This is a genomic window from Stenotrophomonas sp. KH_052 (assembly GCF_057838755.1).
In genome coordinates, this window is the sequence record NZ_CM174475.1 from 4,738,992 (window position 1) to 4,759,148 (window position 20,157).

At 67.2% G+C, this 20,157-nt stretch carries 18 protein-coding genes and 1 pseudogene; 9 read left to right on the forward strand and 10 right to left on the reverse strand.

What is annotated here, in order from left to right:
* From AC3ITW_RS21645 to AC3ITW_RS21660, 4 genes and pseudogenes are all read right to left on the reverse strand, one after another.
* Nucleotides 1-1,398 carry a cytochrome ubiquinol oxidase subunit I gene (locus AC3ITW_RS21645; protein WP_049462287.1) on the reverse strand — a complete coding sequence of 466 codons (1,398 nt, stop codon included), beginning with the start codon at nt 1,396-1,398 and terminating at the stop codon, nt 1-3.
* Nucleotides 1,399-1,629: 231 nt separating this feature from the next.
* On the reverse strand, nt 1,630-1,845 hold the full coding sequence (locus AC3ITW_RS21650) for a hypothetical protein (RefSeq protein WP_153676192.1): 216 nt from the start codon (nt 1,843-1,845) through the stop codon (nt 1,630-1,632).
* Nucleotides 1,842-2,496, reverse strand: a pseudogene (locus AC3ITW_RS21655) (RNA polymerase sigma factor). Before AC3ITW_RS21655 ends, AC3ITW_RS21650 begins: the two are co-directional and overlap by 4 nt.
* A 37-nt stretch (nt 2,497-2,533) precedes the next feature.
* Nucleotides 2,534-2,863 (reverse strand): hypothetical protein, encoded by a 330-nt coding sequence (locus tag AC3ITW_RS21660; RefSeq protein WP_006402341.1) that lies wholly within the window; start codon nt 2,861-2,863, stop codon nt 2,534-2,536.
* Between the two features lie 166 nt (nt 2,864-3,029).
* On the opposite strand from AC3ITW_RS21660, the gene AC3ITW_RS21665 reads away from it, so the two are divergent.
* The 7 genes from AC3ITW_RS21665 (at nt 3,030) to AC3ITW_RS21695 (ending at nt 11,782) form a co-directional block, all read left to right on the forward strand.
* On the forward strand, nt 3,030-5,399 hold the full coding sequence (locus tag AC3ITW_RS21665; protein WP_032973805.1) for a S9 family peptidase: 2,370 nt from the start codon (nt 3,030-3,032) through the stop codon (nt 5,397-5,399).
* Entirely contained in the window at nt 5,396-5,815 is a 420-nt protein-coding gene (locus AC3ITW_RS21670) for an NUDIX hydrolase (protein ID WP_012512483.1), read from the forward strand. Before AC3ITW_RS21665 ends, AC3ITW_RS21670 begins: the two co-directional genes overlap by 4 nt.
* Nucleotides 5,816-5,845: 30 nt before the next feature.
* Nucleotides 5,846-6,406: a hypothetical protein gene (locus tag AC3ITW_RS21675; protein WP_100435463.1), complete on the forward strand. Its 561-nt coding sequence runs from the start codon at nt 5,846-5,848 to the stop codon at nt 6,404-6,406.
* Nucleotides 6,407-6,441: 35 nt separating this feature from the next.
* Entirely contained in the window at nt 6,442-7,563 is a 1,122-nt protein-coding gene (locus AC3ITW_RS21680; protein ID WP_100469935.1) for a hypothetical protein, read from the forward strand.
* Between the two features lie 37 nt (nt 7,564-7,600).
* Nucleotides 7,601-9,217: a hypothetical protein gene (locus AC3ITW_RS21685; protein WP_100469937.1), complete on the forward strand. Its 1,617-nt coding sequence runs from the start codon at nt 7,601-7,603 to the stop codon at nt 9,215-9,217.
* Nucleotides 9,218-9,271: 54 nt separating this feature from the next.
* Nucleotides 9,272-10,168 carry an oxygen-dependent coproporphyrinogen oxidase gene (gene hemF, locus AC3ITW_RS21690; RefSeq protein WP_006402399.1) on the forward strand — a complete coding sequence of 299 codons (897 nt, stop codon included), beginning with the start codon at nt 9,272-9,274 and terminating at the stop codon, nt 10,166-10,168.
* A 93-nt stretch (nt 10,169-10,261) separates the two neighbouring features.
* Nucleotides 10,262-11,782 carry a hypothetical protein gene (locus AC3ITW_RS21695; RefSeq protein ID WP_489389927.1) on the forward strand — a complete coding sequence of 507 codons (1,521 nt, stop codon included), beginning with the start codon at nt 10,262-10,264 and terminating at the stop codon, nt 11,780-11,782.
* Between the two features lie 60 nt (nt 11,783-11,842).
* Here AC3ITW_RS21695 and AC3ITW_RS21700 read toward each other — a convergent pair whose 3' ends face one another.
* Together AC3ITW_RS21700 and polA are read right to left on the reverse strand one after the other, a co-directional pair.
* Nucleotides 11,843-12,322 (reverse strand): DUF421 domain-containing protein, encoded by a 480-nt coding sequence (locus AC3ITW_RS21700; RefSeq protein ID WP_012512489.1) that lies wholly within the window; start codon nt 12,320-12,322, stop codon nt 11,843-11,845.
* Between the two features lie 330 nt (nt 12,323-12,652).
* Entirely contained in the window at nt 12,653-15,427 is a 2,775-nt protein-coding gene (gene polA, locus AC3ITW_RS21705) for a DNA polymerase I (protein WP_489389928.1), read from the reverse strand.
* Nucleotides 15,428-15,525: 98 nt separating this feature from the next.
* Here polA and AC3ITW_RS21710 point away from each other — a divergent pair, with 98 nt between their 5' ends.
* A complete protein-coding gene (locus AC3ITW_RS21710) occupies nt 15,526-15,810 on the forward strand; it encodes a DUF2782 domain-containing protein (RefSeq protein WP_012512491.1) in 285 nt (94 codons plus the stop codon).
* A 134-nt stretch (nt 15,811-15,944) separates the two neighbouring features.
* On the opposite strand, the gene AC3ITW_RS21715 is transcribed toward AC3ITW_RS21710, so the two are convergent.
* Nucleotides 15,945-16,391 (reverse strand): universal stress protein, encoded by a 447-nt coding sequence (locus AC3ITW_RS21715; RefSeq protein ID WP_005411629.1) that lies wholly within the window; start codon nt 16,389-16,391, stop codon nt 15,945-15,947.
* Between the two features lie 183 nt (nt 16,392-16,574).
* On the opposite strand from AC3ITW_RS21715, the gene AC3ITW_RS21720 reads away from it, so the two are divergent.
* A complete protein-coding gene (locus AC3ITW_RS21720; RefSeq protein WP_006402488.1) occupies nt 16,575-16,721 on the forward strand; it encodes a hypothetical protein in 147 nt (48 codons plus the stop codon).
* An 84-nt stretch (nt 16,722-16,805) separates the two neighbouring features.
* Here AC3ITW_RS21720 and AC3ITW_RS21725 read toward each other — a convergent pair whose 3' ends face one another.
* From AC3ITW_RS21725 to uvrD, 3 genes are all read right to left on the reverse strand, one after another.
* Nucleotides 16,806-17,360, reverse strand: coding sequence for a hypothetical protein (locus AC3ITW_RS21725; RefSeq protein ID WP_100469943.1), 555 nt, complete (start codon nt 17,358-17,360; stop codon nt 16,806-16,808).
* A 178-nt stretch (nt 17,361-17,538) separates the two neighbouring features.
* Nucleotides 17,539-17,865, reverse strand: a complete 327-nt coding sequence (locus AC3ITW_RS21730) for a low molecular weight protein tyrosine phosphatase family protein (RefSeq protein ID WP_053498324.1) — start codon at nt 17,863-17,865, stop codon at nt 17,539-17,541.
* Between the two features lie 98 nt (nt 17,866-17,963).
* Nucleotides 17,964-20,156, reverse strand: a complete 2,193-nt coding sequence (gene uvrD / locus AC3ITW_RS21735; RefSeq protein WP_489389929.1) for a DNA helicase II — start codon at nt 20,154-20,156, stop codon at nt 17,964-17,966.
* Nucleotide 20,157 lies beyond the last annotated feature (1 nt).

The following is a 20,157-nucleotide window of genomic DNA, read 5'->3' on the forward strand; positions in this document are numbered from 1 at the left end:
TCAGCGCTCCTCCAGCGGTTCATCGGCCGCCGACAACGGACGCGCCGGGGTATGGCTGCCATGGTCCAGCGACGGCCCCTCGGCATACGGCTGCGGCCCGTGGCGCAGGATCTTCACCAGGTACCAGATGCCCCAGCCGAACACGAAGGCATAGCCAACCACATAGACACCCAGCGACAACGCCGTCATCCACGCACTCTGCGGGCCGACCGCATCAGCGGTGCGCAGCACGCCATACACCACCCACGGCTGGCGCCCCATCTCGGTGACGAACCAACCCGACAGCAGTGCGATGAAACCGCTGGGCAGCATCCAGTTCCAGCCGCGCAGCAGCCACGGCGAATCCAGCAGCTTCCTGCGCCACAGCTGGAACGCTGACACCCAGGCCAGCAGCAGCATCAGCGTGCCCAGCCCAACCATGATGCGGAAGGCGAAGAACACCGGCGTCACCGGCGGCCGCTCGCTGGCCGGCACCGAGGTGAGCGGATCGAAGGTGCCGTCCAGGCTGTGGGTGAGGATCACGCTGCCCAGCTTCGGAATCGCCACTTCGAAGTCGTTGCGCTCTTCCTTTTCGTTCGGCAGCGCGAACACCACCAGCGGCACGCCCTCGCCTTCCTGGGTTTCATGCCAGTGCGCTTCCATCGCCGCGATCTTCATCGGCTGATGCTTGAGCGTGTTCAGGCCATGCATGTCGCCGACGAAGATCTGTACCGGCACCGTCAGCGCCGCGAACGCCACCGCCGCGATCAGCATGCGCCGTCCGGCCTCGACATGTGTGCCCTTGCGCAGGTACCACGCGCCCACGCCACCGATCACGAAACAGGTGGTGATGAACGAGCCCAGCGCCATGTGCGCCAGGCGATAGGGGAACGAGGGGTTGAACACCACCTGCCACCAGTCCACCGGATGCACGATGCCGTTGACCATCTCGTAGCCGGCCGGTGTATGCAGCCAGCTGTTGGACGACAGGATCCAGAACGTGGAGAACAGCGTGCCCAGCGCCACCATGCAGGTGGAGAAGAAATGCAGGCGCGGCGAGACCCGGCCCCAGCCGAACATCATCACGCCGAGGAAGCTGGCTTCCAGGAAGAACGCGGTCAGCACCTCATAGGTCAGCAACGGACCGATCACCGTGCCGGCGACCTCGCTCAGCCGCGGCCAGTTTGTGCCGAACTGGAAGGCCATGACGATGCCGCTGACCACGCCCATGCCGAACGACACCGCGAAGATCTTCTGCCAGAAGAAATACAGCTCGCGCCACACGGGCAACTTCGTGCGCAGCCACCGCCATTCGATGAAGGCCAGCCAGCTGGCCGTACCGATGGTGAAGGCGGGGAACAGCACGTGGAAACTGATGACGAATCCGAACTGGATCCGGGACAACAACAACGCGTCCAAGGGACGCCTCCTGCCAGCTGCCGGTGGGATACCGCACCACTTTAGGTGGATATTGTTAAAACGGGATGCGACCGGGTGACGCGCTGCTTCACTTTGTCGCAGGTGGAGGGGAAGGCCGCCTGGCGTGGCCCGGTGCTATCGGCTCACCGCTCTGGCAACTGCCAACCTTGGTTGGCACACACACCCGAGCGCCGACCAAGGTCGGCACCTACCAACAGCGGGACGCAGGCCTCAGTGCCAGAAATACCAGACAGCCGCCGCCACCAACGCCCCCAGCAACACCACCTGCACCACCACATAGCCCACGCCACTGTCACGCGACTCTGCGGCAATGCGCTTCTGCAGCGCCTCGCTCACATCCGGCGTTTCTTCCTGTTGCGTCTGCTCACGCAACGCCTGCGCCAGCGCGCGTTCTTCCGCATCGCGAGGGTCAGTCGATTGGCTCACAGCAGTTCTCCGGCGGCGGCATGCCGCGTCAGTTCCTGCTTCAGGACCTGGCGCGCGCGGTGCAGGTGGCTCTTGATGGTACCGCGTGCCAGCCCGGTCACCTGCTCGATCTCGGCCAGGTCGAAGTCCTCCAGATAGTGCAGGCCGACAATCAATCGTTGCGGTGCACTCAACCGCTCCAGCGCGATGCCAAGATGGCGGCCGGCCTGCAGCGCCTCGCTGAATTCGGCCGGCCCCGGGCCTTCATCGCCGATTCCCAGTTCCTCCGGCACCTCCACCGCCACCATCCATTGCGCCTCCAGCCGCCGCCGGCGCAGAGTGCTGCAGCGCGGTGGTGTAGGCCACCCGGGAAACCCAGGTGCGCAGCGAGGATTCAAAGCGAAACCGGTGCAGCTGGCGGAACACGGCCAGGAAGGTCTCCTGCAGCAGGTCGGCCACCTGGTCGCGGTCGCCGACCATGCGCCCGATCACATGCGCGCAGGTGCGCTGATGGGTCTCGACCAGCTGCGAAAACGCCGCCTGCGAGCCATCGATGATGGCCCGTACCAGGGCCTGGTCCGCGTCCAGCGGCTCGGCGGGCGGTGCCGCCGCTGCTGCATCATCGCGACGACGGCCCCGCAGTGCCGACAATGCTTCGCCGAGCAGGCTCATCTGCGGGGCGCCCCCTGTGCCCGTGGCATGTCCTGGCTCAGCCCTTGCGCGCGACGGGACGGGTGAAGTGCCAGGCCAGCAGCTGGCCGAGGCCGGCACTGCCCACCATTGCGGCAGCGGCACCGAAGGTCAGGTCACGGGCACCGATGACTTCCAGCAGGGCCATGGCCAGCGCCAGGCAGACCAGGCTGATGCCCCAGCGCAATGCGCCCTGGCGGCGGCGCTCTTCCTCCAGCATGGCCAGCGAGCGGATCACTTCCTCCGGCACATGGGGAGCGACCAGTTTGCTGCGGGCGCGGGCATCGGCAATGGCGTGGATCGCGTAGGCGATGCAGATGAAGAGGGTGATCGGGATCAGTTCCTGCATGGTCGGCTCCTGTTCGGTGGATGATGCGGGTTCAGAAGGATGGATGCGCAAGCCCGGCAACCGGTTGCACCACTTTGCCAATCCCGCTGCCATGACCTGTGGCCCCCTCCCCCGGCCCGGGCGGCTGCTACCCTTGCCCGGTTTCCTCTACTGGTGCTGTCCGCCCATGTCCCGAGTGCTGCCCCTGTCCCTCCTGCTGTCGGCCGTGCTGGCCGCACCGGCTGCGCATGCCGCGCCGACGCCGATCACCATCGAACAGGCCATGGCCGACCCGGACTGGATCGGTCCGCCGGTCGAGAAGGCCTGGTGGTCGTGGAACAGCCAGCAGGTGGAGTACCAGCTCAAGCGCAGCGGCAGCCCGGTGCGCGATACCTTCCGCCAGCCGGTGGCCGGCGGTGTGGCCGCGCAGGTGGCCGATGACCAGCGCGGCACCCTCGACGTGGCCGAGCCGGCCTACGACCGCAGCCGCAGCCGCAGCGCCTTCGTCCGAAATGGCGACGTATTCGTGCGCGACCTGCGCAGCGGCGCGCTGACCCAGCTGACCCGCAGCAACGAGCGCGCGGGCAACGTGAACTTCGCTGCCGACAATGGCGTGATCTGGCGTGTCGGCCAGAACTGGTTCCACTGGACCGCCGCCAGCGGCGTGCAGCAGGTGGCCAGCCTGAAGGCCGAGAAGGACCCGCGTACGGCGCCGAAGGCCGATGTGCTGCGCGACCAGCAGCTGCGCACGCTGGAAACCCTGCGCCGCGACCGCGACCAGCGCGAAGCACTGAAGGACCAGGACCAGCGCTGGCGCCAGGCCGACCCGACCCGCGCGCCGGGTCCGGTGTACCTGGGTGCCGACGTGGAGATCGGTGACAGCGTGCTGTCGCCGGACCTGACCCACCTGATCGTGGTGACCAAGCCGAAGGACTTCGACGACGGCCGTGGCGGCAAGATGCCGCTGTACGTGACCGAGTCGGGTTACGAGGAAACCGAAGACACCCGCACCCGCGTCGGCCGTAATGGCTTCGAACCGCACACCCTGTGGTATGTGGACGTGCGCACCGGCAAGGCCGAGAAGGTCTCGCTGTCCAGCCTGCCCGGTATCGCCACCGACCCGCTGGCCGAGCTGCGCCGCAAGGCCGGCAAGGATGCGCTGAAGGGCGACCGCAGCGTGCAGGTGATGAGCGACTTCATGGGCGGTGGCATCCGCTGGAGCGCCGACGGCCAGCAGGCCGCGGTGATGCTGCGTGCCAACGACAACAAGGACCGCTGGATCATCAGCGTCAACGCTACCGATGGCCGCGTGCAGAACCGCCATCGCCTGACCGACAGCGGCTGGATCAACTGGGGCTTCAACGATTTCGGCTGGATGGCCGATGGCCGCACGCTGTGGCTGCTGTCCGAGGAATCGGGCTTCTCGCACCTGTACACCCAGGCCGGCACAGCCAAGCCGCAGGCGCTGACCAGCGGCAAGTGGGAAACCTCGGCGCCGGTGCCGTCGGCCGATGGCAAGGGCTTCTATTTCCTGTGCAACCAGCAGGCACCGCATGACTACGAAGTCTGCGCGGTGGACACCGGCAACCGCCAGGTGCGCGAGCTGACCAGCCTCAACGGCGTGGAAGACTTCTCGTTGTCTCCGGACGGCCAGCAGCTGCTGGTGCGCTATTCCGGTGCCTACCTGCCGCCGCAGCTGGCCGTGCTGCCGAGCACCGGTGGCCAGGCCCGCGTACTGACCGACACCCGCACTGCCGACTACAAGGCGCGCCAGTGGATCCAGCCGAAGCTGGTGGCGGTGCCGTCCAAGCACGGTGCCGGCGTGGTCTGGGCCAAGTACTACGAACCGGAAAACAAGGAACCCGGCAAAAAGTACCCGATCGTGATGTTCGTGCACGGCGCCGGCTACCTGCAGAACGTGCACCAGCGCTACCCGGCCTACTTCCGCGAGCAGATGTTCCACAACCTGCTGGTGCAGAAGGGCTACATCGTGCTGGACATGGATTACCGCGGCAGCGAGGGCTACGGCCGCGACTGGCGTACGGCGATCTACCGCAACATGGGCCACCCGGAACTGGAAGACTACAAGGACGGCCTGGACTGGCTGGTCGATACCCAGCAGGGTGACCGCGATCATGCCGGCATCTACGGCGGTTCCTACGGCGGCTTCATGACCTTCATGGCCCTGTTCCGCTCGCCGGGCACGTTCAAGGCCGGCGCCGCGCTGCGCCCGGTGGTCGACTGGCACCAGTACAACCACGGCTATACCAGCAACATCCTCAACACCCCGGACATCGATCCGGAGGCGTACCGCGTGTCCTCGCCGATCGAGTACGCGCAGAACCTGCAGGACAACCTGCTGATCGCCCACGGCATGATGGATGACAACGTGTTCTTCCAGGACTCGGTGAACCTCACCCAGCGCCTGATCGAACTGCACAAGGACAACTGGTCGATCGCACCGTACCCGCTGGAGCGCCACGGCTACGTGCGCGCCGATTCCTGGCTGGACCAGTACAAGCGCATCCTCAAGCTGTTCGAGCAGAACCTGAAGTGAGCAACGCCGCGGCCACGATCCACATCGTGGCCGCGGTCATCCTGGATGACCGCGGCCGGGCGCTGGTGGTGCGCAAGCACGGCGCCAGCCGCTTCATCCAGCCGGGCGGCAAGCCCGAACCCGGCGAAGCACCGCTGCAGGCGCTGGCCCGCGAGCTGGACGAGGAACTCGCCGTGCAGCTGCGCACCGATGCCTCCATCGCGCTGGGCCACTTCGAGGACTGGGCGGTGAACGAACCCGGTCACCGCGTGCAGGCACAGGCATGGTGGGTGCGGGTGGACGGCATGCCACAGGCACGCGCGGAGATCGCCGAACTGGCCTGGGTACCGCTGCAGCCGCCGCACGGCCTGCCCTTGGCACCGCTGAGCGAACACCATATCCTGCCGGCCGTCGCCACCCGGGTGACGGCCCGCTGATCGCGCGGGTGACGACTGCAAGGACACCGGATGTCAGTGCCGATCCCGCCGCTTCCCTCGCCTGCCGCTCCAGCCTATTACGCCTGGGTGCGCCCGATCGGACAGGCTTCGTTCTGGCTGTCACTGCTGCTGACGGTCTACTTCGTGCTGCAGGGCCTGCTGCTCTGGCCGCTGCACAATCTCCCGCTCTGGCAACTGCTGGCCAATGAAGCGCAGCACCAACAGGTGCACAGCCTGACCTGGCTGCTGGCGCACCCGGTGGGCGCGTCGATGATCGCCGCACTGCTGTGCCTGGCCTCGACCCTGGCCAGCTGGGGACTGCTGCGCGAGCGTCGCTGGGGCCTGTGGAGCTTCGTGGCGATACTGCTGCTGAGCGCATTGACCAACTTCGCGATCGCCGGGTGGCTGGACGTGTTCATGCGCGACCTCATCCCGTTTCTGACCGATGAACCGGGGCTGGTGCAGGAACTGCAGGTGAAGCGCTGGCTGATCACGTTGACCGTGGTCGGCACCTCAATCCTGTTCCTCGGCCTGCAGGGCTGGCTGGCCTGGCGCCTGCTGCGAGCAGACATCCGCTCGCGCTTCCACTGAGCCCCTCCCCTCCTCTGCTCGACAAGGACCGTCGCATGCGCTTGCTGACCCTTCTCCCCGCGCTGCTGCTGTTCGCCGCGCTGCCTGCCGCCGCCGATGCGCTGCGCTGTGGCGAGTACCGCAGCACCGACGGCGGCATGGCGCTGGTGTTCACATCACCCAGCACCGGCTACCGCCACGACGACGGCAGCGAGCCGGAGCCGCTGTGGGTCGATCGCAGTGCGGCGCAGACCCGCCTGGTCATGCTCGACGATGGCGTGGCGCTGCCGGTCCGGATCAGTGCCGATGGGCAGCGCATCGAAGACGAGGTTGTGGTGGTCTACACGTTGCGCCAGTCCCGGGACTGCGCCAGCGAACCCGCCGCGATTGCCGGCAGCTGCCGCGCCGCCGGCAGCCACTGCATTGCGCAGCTGCCCGCGGCTTCGCCCGGCCAGATCCAGCGCGCGTGCGACGAAGGCGTTGGCGCGGGCTGCTCGGCGCTGCTGCGACAACTGCGGGATGGCAGCCCAGCAAAGGCCACCGACGACGTCGGTGCCACGGGCTTTGAACGCCCGCCTGCCTGCCGCGAACACACGCCCGGGCATGACCCGCAGGCCTGCGAGGCGCTGACGAATGATGCATTGGCTGCCGCCATGCAGCGGGTGAATCAACGCCTGCAGCAGGAAGACGAAGACACGCTGGGTTCGCCGCTTCAGGCCGCTGCTCGCGATCAGCTGCAGCAGCGGTGCCTGCAGCACCGCAATGGCCGCTTCTGCGTGGAAGTGGCCGCGCAGCAATTGAACGCGCTGGAACCTGCGTTGGCAGTGCAGGCCCTGCAGGTGGTCTGCGATGCGGGACGCGTTACTGCCTGCGAACGTACCGCACCGCTGCGTGAACTCGGCACCGACCTGCGCCTGGTTCCGCTGCAGCAGGTGCCGTGCGGCCGTTACCAGGCCGACGGTGGCGTGATCGACATGCTCGACTTCGGTGATGGCGCGCATGCCCGCCTGCATGAAGGCGCCGTCCAGCTGCAGCAGAACGGCGAAACCCTTGTGCTGCGCCAGCTCGGCAACGGCGACCTGCTCGGCATGGACAACCAGACGGCCTACCAGCGTTACCAGCTCGTGCCCGGCACGGCACAATGCACGCCCCCGCGCGAGGGCCAGGGTTCGCCGTAGCGCCAGGAGCTTCCCGTTCGATCGTCAAGGAGACGACATGCATTCACCCGCACCGCGCCGCCGCTGGCTGGCCTGGGCCCTGCTGCTGGCCGCGCCGATGGCCGCCGCACAGTCGCCACAATGCGGCCTGTTCAAGGCCGACGAAGGCAGCGGCACGCTGCGCATCAGCTCACCGAACCGCGGCGAGCAGAAGCACTTCGGCAGTGCGCCGTCTCCGGTCGCGTTCCAGCAGATCGACGGCAAGCTGCAACTGGTGAGCCTGGAGTACGGCCTGCCCAGCGCGCTGCAGGTGCGCGATCGTGGCCGCACGGTCGAGGTGGATGGCACGGTCTACCTCCTGCAGGCGCCCGCACAGTGCGCCGCAGCCGCCACGCCGGCTGCAGGCAGCTGCCTGGCTGATGCGGCGGCGTGCCTGGACAACCGTCGCGAAGCGACCCCGGCCGCCCTGGAAGCGGGGTGTCGGGAAGGCGTGCCCGGCATGTGCCTGCAACTGGCTGATCGTTGGCACGAGGAGGCCAAACCCTCGGTCGAGGCCGATCCCGCCCTGGCAAAGGCAGCGCTCGACGCCGCCCTGTCCGGCATCAAACTCCCCGCTGCCTGTGACAACGGTGGCTTCGAACAGGGAACCCCGGCGTGTGCCGCCGCACTCGAGGCCAACCCGGCAGTGCAGGAGCAGCTGGTCAAGGCCGCGATGACGGCCGCCATGACCGAAGCCATGGTGACGATGACGGCGCCGACCGTGCCGGTGATCATTCCGGCTGAGCGGCGGCAACAGTTATTGCAGCTATGCCGCGAGGCACCGCACGGCGGCTTCTGCACCCGCGTGGCTGAGCTGTCCTGGGACGCGGGAGATCCCCAGCAGGCGGTGCAGGCCCTGGCTGCAGCCTGCACCCCCGGCAATGACACCGCCACCTGCGAGCGCCTGCCGGCGTTGCAGGCGGTGGGCGCATCGCTGCGACCGCATCCCGCAACTGCATTGCCCTGCGGCAATTACCGGTCCGACGGCGGCCTGATGGACACGCTGGACTTCGGCGATGCCGGCCTGGTTGGCGTTGGCTGGAGCAGCCATCTTCGCGCACGCGTCGAAGCGGGCGACATCCGCATCCACCACGACCGGGACGGCGACTTCGTGCTGCGCCCGCTGCCCGGCGGCCAGTTGCTGGGCCTGGATAACTGGACCCGCTTCCAGGTGTTCGTCCCCACCGGCGAGGGCCCGACCCGGTGCAGTGCACCGAAGCAGTTCAAGGTGCTGCCACTGCCGCAGGATTGCCCGCTGGCGCTGGCCAACGAGGGCGGTGCCGAAGCCTGCTGCGCGCAGGGCAAGCTGCAGGGCTGCAACATTCTCGGCAACCGCCTTGCGCTGTCCGGGAACTGGCTGCAGGCCGCCGGGCACTACACCACGGTCTGCCGCGCCGGCGTGCGCGAAGGGTGCGAGAACCTGGTTACCGCGCAGGGCAACGGCGCGGAACTGGACGCACGGGCAACCCTGGAGCAGCTGTGCAAGGCCGACCGTAGTGGCCTGCATGTGGCCTGCGACGTGCTCGGAACCCAGAACTGGGAGCTGATCACGCTGGGCGGTGCCCTGCAGAAGGCGGTTGACGAGGCGGCCGAGGACGACACTCCGCCGCCGCGCAATTCCAACCGCAAGCGCTGAGCCCGCCAGGGCCTGTCCGCAGCTTCGGGCGGGCCCTGCGGTAAAGTACGCGCCATGAACGAATTCGAGCGCGTGCGCGCCTACCTCACCGACCTGCAGGACCGCATCTGTGCGGCGATCGAGGCCGCCGATGGCCAGGCCCGCTTCCAGGAAGACCTGTGGCAGCGTGCCGAGGGCGGTGGCGGGCGCACCCGCGTGCTGCGCGACGGTGCGGTGTTCGAACAGGCCGGCATCGGCTTCTCCGACGTGGCCGGCAGCCGCCTGCCGCCCTCGGCCTCGGCCAACCGTCCGGAACTGGCTGGCGCCTCCTGGCGCGCCACCGGCGTGTCGCTGGTGTTCCACCCGCTGAACCCCTACGTGCCGACCACCCATGCCAACGTGCGCTTCTTCCAGGCGCAGCGCGACGGCGAGGTGGTGGCCAGCTGGTTCGGCGGCGGCTTCGACCTGACCCCGTTCTATCCGTTCGACGAGGACGTGCAGCACTGGCACCGGGTTGCGCGCGACCTGTGCGCACCGTTCGGCGATGAGCGCTACGCTGCGCACAAGCGCTGGTGCGACGAGTATTTCTTCCTGCGCCATCGCAACGAGACACGCGGTGTCGGCGGCCTGTTCTTCGACGACCTGCACGGCGACTTCGAGCGTGATTTCGATTATCTGCGTGCGGTCGGCGATGGCTTCCTTGATGCGTACCTGCCGATCGTGCAGCAGCGCAAGGACACCGCCTACGGCGAGCGCGAGCGAGAGTTCCAGCTGTACCGACGCGGCCGCTATGTGGAATTCAACCTGGTCTACGACCGCGGCACCCTGTTTGGCCTGCAGAGTGGTGGCCGCAGCGAAAGCATCCTGATGAGCCTGCCGCCGCGGGTGCGCTGGGAGTACGGCTTCACCCCGGAAGCGGGCAGCGCCGAGGCACGCCTGGCCGATTACCTGGTGCCGCGCGACTGGCTCTGATCTTCGCGTGCCACGCCTGAGGCGTGGTGCTTTCTCCTGCCTGGTCCGTCCTGTACCGGACGGGTTGTGTTTTTCTTCTTCAAGGATGACGTCATGCCTACTGCTGTTCCCCTCCGTCCCCGCACTGCGGGCTGGCGCTCCCTGCTGTTGCTCGCGCTGGCCTCGGCCAGTCTGCCGGCTGCCGCGCAGTCGATGGCCTGCGGCACCTACAAGGACAGCGGCGGCAATATCACGCTGACCATCGAGAGCGAAGGCCACGCCTTCCTGTCCGGCCCCTACCAGGCCACCGAGGAGCTGCGCATCGCCCGCCAGGAAGACGTGCTCGGCACCGGCAACCTGTCCACGGGACGCCTGGAAAACTGGTTCTTCTCGGACAACGACCGCACGATCAACACGCCCTATCGCGAGTTCACCCGTGAGCACGCCGCCGCCTGCAAGACGATGCCCGAGCCCATCGAAGATGGTTGCGTGATGAACACCTCCGAGTGCCTGGAGGCGCTGCCGGAGGCCGCACCGGTGAAGCTGCACGCCTGGTGTGCCGAGGGCGTGGGCGCGGCCTGCTCCCAGCTGTTGGAGACCTACCAGCAGCAGGCCAAGGACGCTGCCCCGGCGCCTGCACGGACCGAGCCGCCGAAGCCGGAGATCTGCAAGGAGGATTCCGCGTCCTTCAACGCCGAGGGCTGCAGGGCGATCGCCGAGGTGGTCGGGCTGGAGATGATCGGCAAGTCCCTGCTCGGGCTGCAGCATTCGGTTGATCCCGTGTTGCCGTCCGCGCAGCTCGATGAGCTGGCCGCACTGTGCCGGCAGCAGCACGGCGAGACCTTCTGCGCCGACGTTGCCGAGGTGCTGTGGAGTGGCGGGCGCCTGTTGCAGGCCCACGAAGCGCTGCAGCTGTCGTGCGCGCAGCGCGCGGACGGCGTGGCCCGCGGCCGCGCCAAGGCGCTTGCCAGCCTGGCCGCTGCGCCGGTCGCTTCACTGGCTCCGGTGCCGGCCACTGCGCTGCCGTGTGGGAGCTATGAAGCCGAGTACGGTGTGCTCTCGCCGCTGCGCTTCATTGATGGTGGCCTGATCGAAGTGGAGGGCCTCGACCAGCGCCTGCGCGCGAGCGTGCAGGACGGCCGGATTCTGGTCCGTCGCGATGTCGGCAGCGACTTCGTGCTGCAGCCGCTGCACAACGGCAACCTGGTCGGCATCGATGGCGGCAGCCTCTTCGCCTATTACGAGCGCAAGCCTGCGGCGGGTACTGCCAGCTGCAAGCCGCCGGTGGCGTTCGTGGAAATTCCGATGCCGCTGGATTGCCCGACCCTGGGCCGCAAGGATGGCGCCAAGGCCTGCTGCACCGATGGCAAGCTGCTGGGCTGCAAGGTTGCCGGCGAAGCGCTGTTCAAGGCTGAGAAATGGGCCGCGTCGCTGCCCTACTTCGAGACGCTGTGCGGCGCCGGTGTCCGCGAAGGGTGTCTGGCATTGGCAGCGGTGTATTCGCATACCGCCGACCCGAAGATCCCGCAGGCCATGGCGGCGCTCTGCGCGAAGGATGGCAAGGGCACGCATGTGGCCTGTGATGTGGACGCCACCCGCAACTGGCCGGCGCTGAAGGCCGAAGCCGCGCCCTGAGGCTCATGCACCTGTAGAGCCGGGCGCAAGGCAGCCGAGCATGGGCTCGGCTCTACAGGGTCAGGTGCTCTTCCTGGGGATGATGGTGATGTGCCCGTTGATCTCCAGCAGGGCCAGCTCGACATCCTCCACGCCCAGGCAGCCCTGCTGACGCATCGCGGCCTCGAAATCGGCACGGGTGACCTGCTCGCGTCGCAGAACGGCGTCGAACAGGCGCCCATCGCGCGCGAGCACCACCGGTTCCCCCTCGACCAGGCGCTCGATGCGACGGCTGCGGGTACTCACCCAGCCTACGCCGTAGTTGAGCAGGATCAGGGTCGCGGCCAGCAACAAGCCACCGCCCAGCGAGGTATCGGTGCCGAGCAGTGCGTTCTGCACGGCATTGCCCAGCAGCACCACCAGCAGCACGTCGAAGGGGGTGATCTGCCCCAGCGGACGTTTGCCACTGAGCCGGACCATGCCCAGCACCACGACGTAGACCACCACCGCGCGCAGGATGAACTCCCACCACGGCATCGCCAGTGAGAACAGATCGGGCATTGCGGGTTCCCCTGCGGAGCGGTGGCCCAGCGTGGCGCAGGCCACGTCATCTGGCAACGGCACAAATAAAAAGCCCCGCTGACCAGGGGGAGGTCAACGGGGCCGGGGAACGGGCACTTGGGGAGGAGTCCCCGTTCCGAGATCTGCTCCAGGGGATGGGAGAGATCCACAACAGGCGTTGCGCCTGTCGAGAGTTATAGAAGCACTCCGAACACTAACGGTTCGTGAAGGGGCCCAATTTAATGAACCTCCATCAGGGCAACATTCATGATCGAGTCAGAAACCTCTGACGAATGAACGAATTCACGTCGTTTTCGGCCTGAAACACCCTCAGTGTGCTTCGTCCCAGTTGTTGCCGATGCCGGTATCGACCACCAGCGGCACCCGCAGTTTGGCCGCTTGCGACATGCGCTCGACCACCTGCAAACGCAACTCCTCGACGAAACTGCTTTCGGTTTCGAACACCAGTTCATCGTGCACCTGCAGGATCATCCGTGCCGGCGCGCCGCTGTCACGCAGCCACTGGTCCACGTCCACCATCGCACGCTTGATGATGTCGGCGGCGGTGCCCTGCATCGGCGCGTTGATCGCGGCGCGCTCGGCACCGGCGCGCAGGCCCTGGTTACGTGCATGAATGTCGTTCAGGTACAGGCGGCGGCCGAACAGGGTTTCCACATAGCCCTGGTCGCGGGCCTGCTGGCGCATCCGCTCCATGAAATCACGCACGCCCGGGTAGCGGCTGAAGTACAGCGCCACGTAGTCCTGCGCCTGGCCACGGTCGATGCCCAGGTTGCGGGCCAGGCCGAAGGCGCTCATGCCGTACATCAGGCCGAAGTTGATCGCCTTGGCCGCGCGGCGCTCGTTCGGAGTCACCTCTTCCAGCGTGCGCCCGAACACCTCGGCGGCGGTGGCGCGGTGGACGTCGGCGCCCTGCTCGAAGGCGCCCACCAGGCCCGGATCTTCCGACAGATGGGCCATGATCCGCAGCTCGATCTGCGAATAGTCGGCCGCCAGCAGCTGGAAGCCCTCCGGGGCGATGAATGCGCGTCGGATACGGCGGCCATCCTCGGTGCGGATCGGGATGTTCTGCAGGTTGGGGTCCGACGAGGACAGGCGGCCGGTGGCGGCGCCGGACTGGTGGTAGCTGGTATGCACGCGGCCGGTGTCCGGGTTGACCATCTCCGGCAGCTTGTCGGTATAGGTGCTGCGCAGCTTGGCCAGGCCGCGGTACTCCAGGATCACCCGCGGCAGCTCGTGCTGATCGGCAATCGCCTCCAGTGCCTCTTCGTTGGTGCTGGGCTGGCCCTTCGGGGTCTTCACCACCGCCGGCAGCTTCAGCTCATCGAACAGCACCGCCTGCAGCTGCTTGGGCGAATCCAGGTTGAAGCTGCGGCCGGCCAGCTCGGTGGCCTTCTGCTGCGCGGCCAGCATGCGCGAGGACAGGTCCTGGCTCTGCCGGCGCAGCTCGACGGTATCGATCCGCACGCCATTGGCTTCGATGCTGGTGAGCACCGGCACCAGCGGCATCTCGATGTCGCGGTACACGCTGTCCAGCGCCGGCTCGGCCAGCAGCTGCGGTTGCAGCGCGCGGTGCAGGCGCAGGGTGATGTCGGCGTCCTCGGCCGCGTAGCGGCTGGCTTCGTCGATGCCCACCTGCGAGAACGGAATCTGCTTGGCGCCCTTGCCGGCCACGTCCTCGAACTTGATGGTGTTGTAGCCCAGGTAACGCAGGGCCAGCGAATCCATGTCGTGGCGGGTGGCGGTGGAATTGAGCACGAAGCTCTCGAGCATGGTGTCGTCGTGGTAGCCCTGCACCTCCACGCCGTGGCGGTGCAGTACGTGCAGGTCGTACTTGCCGTGCTGGCCCAGCTTCTTCTTCGCCGGGTCCTGCAACACCGGGCGCAGTGCGTCCAGCACCTGCTGCATCGGCAGCTGCGGCGGCGCGCCCGGGTAATCGTGGCCGACCGGAATATAGGCGGCCTTGCCCGGCTCTACCGCCAGGCTGATGCCCACCAGGCGCGCACGCATCGCGTCCAGCGCATCGGTTTCGGTATCGAAACTGATCAGGTCCGCCTGCTGCAGGCGCTCGACCCAGGCCTGCAGCTGCTCGGCGGTCAGCACGGTCTCGTATTCACCCGGCGCGGCCAGGGCCGGATCCAGCGTGCCGGCAGCCGGTGCCTCGGCGCTGCCACGGGCGAAGCCGGCGGCGGTGCCACGCAGGCTCGGCGTTGCTTCGCTGGCGGCCGTCGGCGCCGGCAGCGGTGCACCCAGCTCCTTCAGCGCCTGGGTGAAGCCATAGCGCGCATACAGCTCGGTCAGCTCCGGCACGTCCTGCTCGCGCAGGGCCAGCGTGGTCGGGCTGGCCTCCAGCTCCACGTCGGTGCGGATGGTCACCAGCTCGCGGTTCAGCGGCAGGCGCTCCAGCGCGGCGCGCAGGTTTTCGCCGATCTTGCCCTTCATGGTCGGCGCGGCCGCCATCACCCCATCCAGGTGCTGGTACTCGGCCAGCCACTTGGCGGCGGTCTTCGGCCCACATTTCTCCACGCCCGGCACGTTGTCGACGGTGTCGCCCATCAGCGCCAGCAGGTCGATGATCTGGTCGGCGCGCACGCCGAACTTCTCCATCACCGCCGCATCGGAATCCATGCGGCTGCCGGTCATGGTGTTGACCAGTTCGATGCCCGGGCGCACCAGCTGGGCAAAGTCCTTGTCGCCGGTGGAGATGGTCACCTTCAGGTCCTGCGCCACGCCCTGCAGGGCCAGCGTGCCGATCACATCATCGGCCTCCACGCCAGGGATGCGCAGGATGCTGATGCCCAGCGCTTCGACGATGCGGCACATCGGTTCAACCTGGCTGCGCAGCTCGTCCGGCATCGGCGGGCGGTTGGCCTTGTACTGCTCGTACAGGTCATCGCGGAAGGTCTTGCCGGGCGCATCGACCACGAACGCCACGTAGGCCGGGCGCTCCTTCAGGGTCGAGCGCAGCATGTTGACCACGCCGAACAGCGCGCCGGTGGGTTCGCCCTGTGCATTGGACAGGGGCGGCAGCGCGTGGAACGCGCGGTACAGGTAACTGGACCCGTCGATCAGGACTAATCTGCTCATGGGTCGATTCTACGCGCCCGTGCCTGCACTGCGACGACACGGCACAGCCGCGGCGATGGGGCATAATCAAGGCTCTTTCCAGGCAAAGGCCCCCGCCGATGAAGACCCTGATGCTGGCTTCCGTGCTCCTGCTTGCTGGCTGCGCCAGCCTGGGCGGCGCCGGCGCTCCCCCGGTGGACGTCAAGGGCGCGGATGTGTCCAAGCGCACCATGGACAACGGCGACACGATCGAGGAATACCGTGTGTCCGGCCAGCTGCGCATGGTCAAGGTGACCCCGTCGCGCGGCGCACCGTTCTACATGTACGACAAGAACGGCGATGGCCGTTTCGACAACGACAAGGACGGCGTGTCGCCGGTGTACTGGAAGCTGTACAGCTGGTGAGGTGACCGGGGGTCAGAGCCCTTTCCTGCGGAAAGGGATCCGACCCCAACAAGGCAATCGCCACGGCCCACAAAAGATGACGCCGGCGCGCATCCTGCGGCCGGCGTCGGGTCCCCTCCCCGGGAACGCTTGTATCAGCGGATGACCAGCACCGGCAGCGTGCTGCGTGCCAGCACTTCGGCGGTCTGGCTGCCCAGCAGCACACGGGTCACGCCACGGCGGCCATGCGAGGTCATCACGATCAGGTCGCTGTTGCGCTCACCCGCCGTCTCGATGATGCCGTCGGCCGCGTAGCGGTCCAGTACGTGCACCGGGTTGGCGGTAATGCCCTGCTCGGCGGCCTTGGCCAGCGCCGGCTGCAGCACCTTCTGCGCGCCTTCCTCGCGGTCGGCCTTGTATTCAGGGCTGTTCATGTAGCCCACGCTCCAGCCCATGGCGTCGTACATGCCGACGGCCCACGGCTCGGAAACAGTCACGATATCGACCTCGGCATTGAGGTCCTTGGCCAGCTCCAGACCCTTGGCCAGGCCCTTGTCGGCCAGCTCGGATCCGTCGGTGGCAATCAGGATGCGCTTGTACATGGTGGGGCTCCGTGGCGGTCTGCCAGATGGGAACAACACCATTGCACACCGGATGTGCAGGGCGCGCCTTGAGCAGGATCAATCCGGCGCGGCGCAGCGGCGTGTGCGCATCGCCGGCTTGCGTACACGGACACTGCAGCGCAAGCTGGGTGGGCGGCGGCGCGCCGCCTTGGGAGGACCCGCATGCAGGACAGCAAGCCGACACCACGAAGCCCCCTCAGGATCATCCTTTGGAGCCTCATCGCCGCCTTCGTGCTGTTCTACGGCGGCTATCATCTGGGCAAGGACATGGCACTGCGTGACAACGCCCGGCAGTCAGCCGGCCGATAACGCTCTTCTGTAGAGCCGAGCCATGCTCGGCTGCTTTTCCCGCCAGAAGCAGCCGCGCATGTCTCGGCTCTACATTTTCTGCCCTCAGGCGATCTGCACCACGCGTGCGTTCTGGCACAGCGGATAACTGGCCACGAATTCGGCAATCGCATCACGCATCGCCTCGAACGATTCGCCGTACATGTACAGCGCGGTCTCGGTCGGGCCCTGCCACCAGCTGCAGATCTCGCCCAGGCCATCGATGCGCTCGGACAACTGCTCGAACACGTGGTTGGAATCGCACTGCTCGTAGACCTCGTCCGGCAGGGTCAGGCCATCCAGGTAGATGCCCAGGCCCTCGGTCACGCCGAAGCCTCGATCAGCGTCGCCCGCACCCTGCAGTTGCGAACCCTTCGGCGCGCCCAGCTGCTCCAGCAGGTCGATCAGCTTCGGCACGCCCGCAGCGTCCACCAGCGCCACTTCGATATCGCCGTACTCGACCTCGCCGTCGTCGGACATCGCGGTGCCACCGCCAGTGATTCCGCCGACCTCGGCCGCCTGCAGCAGCGCGTCGAGCGGATCCTCGAACAGCTCATGGCGATGCTCGGGCTGCAGCTTGGCGTTCAACATCACGGTGACGTGCAGCGTGGGTTCGGTCATGGGGGCGTTCCTGGAAGATGTCAGGCCCCATTGTAGAGTCGAAGGTAGCGGCAGGAGCCGCTGCCAACGTCGCCTGCGACGGCCCGAAGGGTGCCGGTCAGGACGACCGGCATAGCCGTGCTCGGCTGTTCTTCCAGCCAGAAGCAGCCGAGCATGGGCTCGGCTCTACAACAGCCCGTCAACGCAGGAACGGCGCCACCTTGCGCTTCAGCAGCTCCACCAGCACCGGGTCCATGTAGTCGTAGTCGTCCGGGATATCCAGGCAGATCACCCGCTTGCCGTTCAACCAGGCCTTGTAACGGCTGGACAGACGGTTGCGGTGCGCCTTTTCCATCACAAAGACCAGATCGGCCCACTGCAGCAGCTCCGGGCTGAGCACTTCCTCGGCGTCAGCCAGCAGCCCGGCCGAGGCCGTCTCGATGCCCGGCCAATCGGCGAATACCTGCTCGGCCGTGGGGCTGCGCAGGCGGTTCTGGCTGCAGAGGAAGAGCACGTTGCGGGTCATGAGTACTCGCCCTTGTAGAGCCGAGCCATGCTCGGCAGCGTTTTTCCGCACCAGGGTCAGAGCCCTCCCTGTGGGAGGGATCCGACCCCTGACGTTGATCAGATCACCGTCAGGTTGGCATACGCCATCACCAGCCACTTGCTGCCGGCATCGGCGAACTCGACCTGCACGCGGGCGTGGGCACCGTTGCCTTCGTAGTCGGTCACCATGCCTTCGCCGAACTTGGGATGGGTGACCAGTGCGCCGAGCTTCAGCGGCGGTGCCTCGATCGAGGCATGGCCCATCACCCGGCTGGCGCCCATCGAGGCCGGCCGCGAGACCTGCACCTTCGGGCGCACTTCGTGCAGCAGCTCGCGCGGAATCTCGCGCAGGAAGCGCGACGGCAGGCTGTAGTTGTCCTGGCCATGGATGCGGCGCGATTCGGCGTAGCTCAGCACCAGTTTCTGGCGTGCGCGGGTGATGCCCACGTAGGCCAGGCGGCGCTCTTCTTCCAGCCGCCCGCTTTCCTCCAGCGAACGTGCGCTGGGGAACAAGCCTTCTTCCAGGCCGGCCAGGAACACCAGCGGGAATTCCAGGCCCTTGGCCGAGTGCAGGGTCATCAGCTGCACGCCTTCCTCGCCCGACTGCGCCTGGCCCTCGCCAGCCTCCAGCGCGGCATAGGCCAGGAATGCGACCAGCTCGTCCATGTCCTCGCCCACTTCCTCGATGTCGTCGGCGCGGCGCACGAAGCGAGAGGCCACCGAGACCAGTTCGTCGAGGTTGTCGGTGCGCGATTCCGAATCGAGCGCGTTGCGGCTTTCCTTGCTCCAGTGCTCGCGCAGCTGCGAGCGCACCAGCACGTGGTCCACGCGCTCGGCCAGGGTCATGTGCAGAGTCTGCGCCTGCAGCTCGTTGACCAGCACCAGGAAGCCGGCCAGTGCATTGCGCGCACGTGCGGCCAGCGCGCTGCCCTGGGTGACCAGCATGGTCGCTTCCCACAGCGAAATACCCTGCGCGCGCGCCTCGCGGCGCACTTCGTCCAGCGTGCGGTCGCCGATGCCACGCGTCGGCGTATTGACCGCGCGTTCGAAGGCGGCGTCATCGTTGCGGTTGGACAGCAGGCGCAGGTAGGCCAGCGCGTCCTTGATTTCGGCACGTTCGAAGAAGCGCATGCCGCCATACACGCGGTACGGCACCTGCTCGCTCAGCAGTGCTTCTTCCAGCGCGCGCGACTGCGCGTTGCTGCGGTAGAGCACGGCCACTTCGGTGTAGCTGCCACCATCGCGCACCCACTGGCGGGCACGCTCGACGATGTAGCGCGCTTCGTCCATCTCGTTGTACGCCGCGTACAGGTCGATCGGCTCGCCGTCGCCGCTGTCGGTCCACAGTTCCTTGCCGATGCGATCCGGGTTGTGCGCGATCACCGCGTTGGCGGCACCGAGGATGTTGGCGGTGGAGCGGTAGTTCTGTTCGAGGCGGATGGTCTGCGCGCCCGGGAAATCGCGCAGGAAGCCCTGCACGTTCTCGACCTTGGCACCGCGCCAGCCGTAGATGGCCTGGTCATCGTCGCCGACCACGAACACGTGGCCGGAATCGCCGGCCAGCACGCGCACGAAGGCGTACTGGATGGCATTGGTGTCCTGGAACTCGTCCACCAGGATTTCGCGGAAACGGGCGCGGTAGTGCGACAGCAACGCCGGGTTGTCGCGCAGCAGCTCATGCGCGCGCAGCAGCAGCTCGGCGAAGTCGACCAGGCCGGCGCGGTCGCAACGCGCCTGGTACTCGATGTAGGCCTGGCGCATGGTTTCCAGCCACGCGTCGTGCGGTTCGGGCTGGATGTGCTGAGGGCGGCGGCCTTCGTCCTTCTGCGCGTTGATCCACCACGCGATCTGTTTGGCCGGGTACTTGCCGTCATCCAGTTCCAGCGCCTGCACCACGCGCTTGACCAGTCGCAGCTGGTCGTCCGAATCCATGACCTGGAAGCCTTCGGGCAGCTTCGCGTCCTGCCAGTGCAGGCGCAGCAGGCGGTTGGCCAGGCCGTGGAAGGTGCCGATCCACATGCCACGGCTGCCATTGGGCAGCTGTGCGTCGATGCGGTGGCGCATTTCGCCGGCCGCCTTGTTGGTGAAGGTCACCGCGAAAATGCCGTGGGTCGGCACGCCATCGACTTCATGCAGCCAGGCGATGCGGTGGGTGAGTACGCGGGTCTTGCCGGAACCGGCACCGGCCAGCACCAGGTGGTGGCCGGGGGGAGCGGAGACGGCTTCGCGCTGGGCCGGGTTCAGGCCATCAAGCAGGTGGGAGACATCCATG

Coding starts and splice junctions, on each gene's coding strand:
- AC3ITW_RS21695 (WP_489389927.1), top strand. CDS start 10,262: ATGCCTACTGCTGTTCCCCTCCGTCCCCGCACTGCGGGCTGGCGCTCC.
- hemF (WP_006402399.1), top strand. CDS start 9,272: ATGAACGAATTCGAGCGCGTGCGCGCCTACCTCACCGACCTGCAGGAC.
- AC3ITW_RS21685 (WP_100469937.1), top strand. CDS start 7,601: ATGCATTCACCCGCACCGCGCCGCCGCTGGCTGGCCTGGGCCCTGCTG.
- AC3ITW_RS21700 (WP_012512489.1), bottom strand. CDS start 12,322: ATGCCCGATCTGTTCTCACTGGCGATGCCGTGGTGGGAGTTCATCCTG.
- AC3ITW_RS21660 (WP_006402341.1), bottom strand. CDS start 2,863: ATGCAGGAACTGATCCCGATCACCCTCTTCATCTGCATCGCCTACGCG.
- AC3ITW_RS21675 (WP_100435463.1), top strand. CDS start 5,846: ATGTCAGTGCCGATCCCGCCGCTTCCCTCGCCTGCCGCTCCAGCCTAT.
- AC3ITW_RS21720 (WP_006402488.1), top strand. CDS start 16,575: ATGCAGGACAGCAAGCCGACACCACGAAGCCCCCTCAGGATCATCCTT.
- AC3ITW_RS21730 (WP_053498324.1), bottom strand. CDS start 17,865: ATGACCCGCAACGTGCTCTTCCTCTGCAGCCAGAACCGCCTGCGCAGC.
- polA (WP_489389928.1), bottom strand. CDS start 15,427: ATGAGCAGATTAGTCCTGATCGACGGGTCCAGTTACCTGTACCGCGCG.
- AC3ITW_RS21665 (WP_032973805.1), top strand. CDS start 3,030: ATGTCCCGAGTGCTGCCCCTGTCCCTCCTGCTGTCGGCCGTGCTGGCC.
- AC3ITW_RS21680 (WP_100469935.1), top strand. CDS start 6,442: ATGCGCTTGCTGACCCTTCTCCCCGCGCTGCTGCTGTTCGCCGCGCTG.
- AC3ITW_RS21710 (WP_012512491.1), top strand. CDS start 15,526: ATGAAGACCCTGATGCTGGCTTCCGTGCTCCTGCTTGCTGGCTGCGCC.
- AC3ITW_RS21715 (WP_005411629.1), bottom strand. CDS start 16,391: ATGTACAAGCGCATCCTGATTGCCACCGACGGATCCGAGCTGGCCGAC.
- uvrD (WP_489389929.1), bottom strand. CDS start 20,156: ATGGATGTCTCCCACCTGCTTGATGGCCTGAACCCGGCCCAGCGCGAA.
- AC3ITW_RS21725 (WP_100469943.1), bottom strand. CDS start 17,360: ATGACCGAACCCACGCTGCACGTCACCGTGATGTTGAACGCCAAGCTG.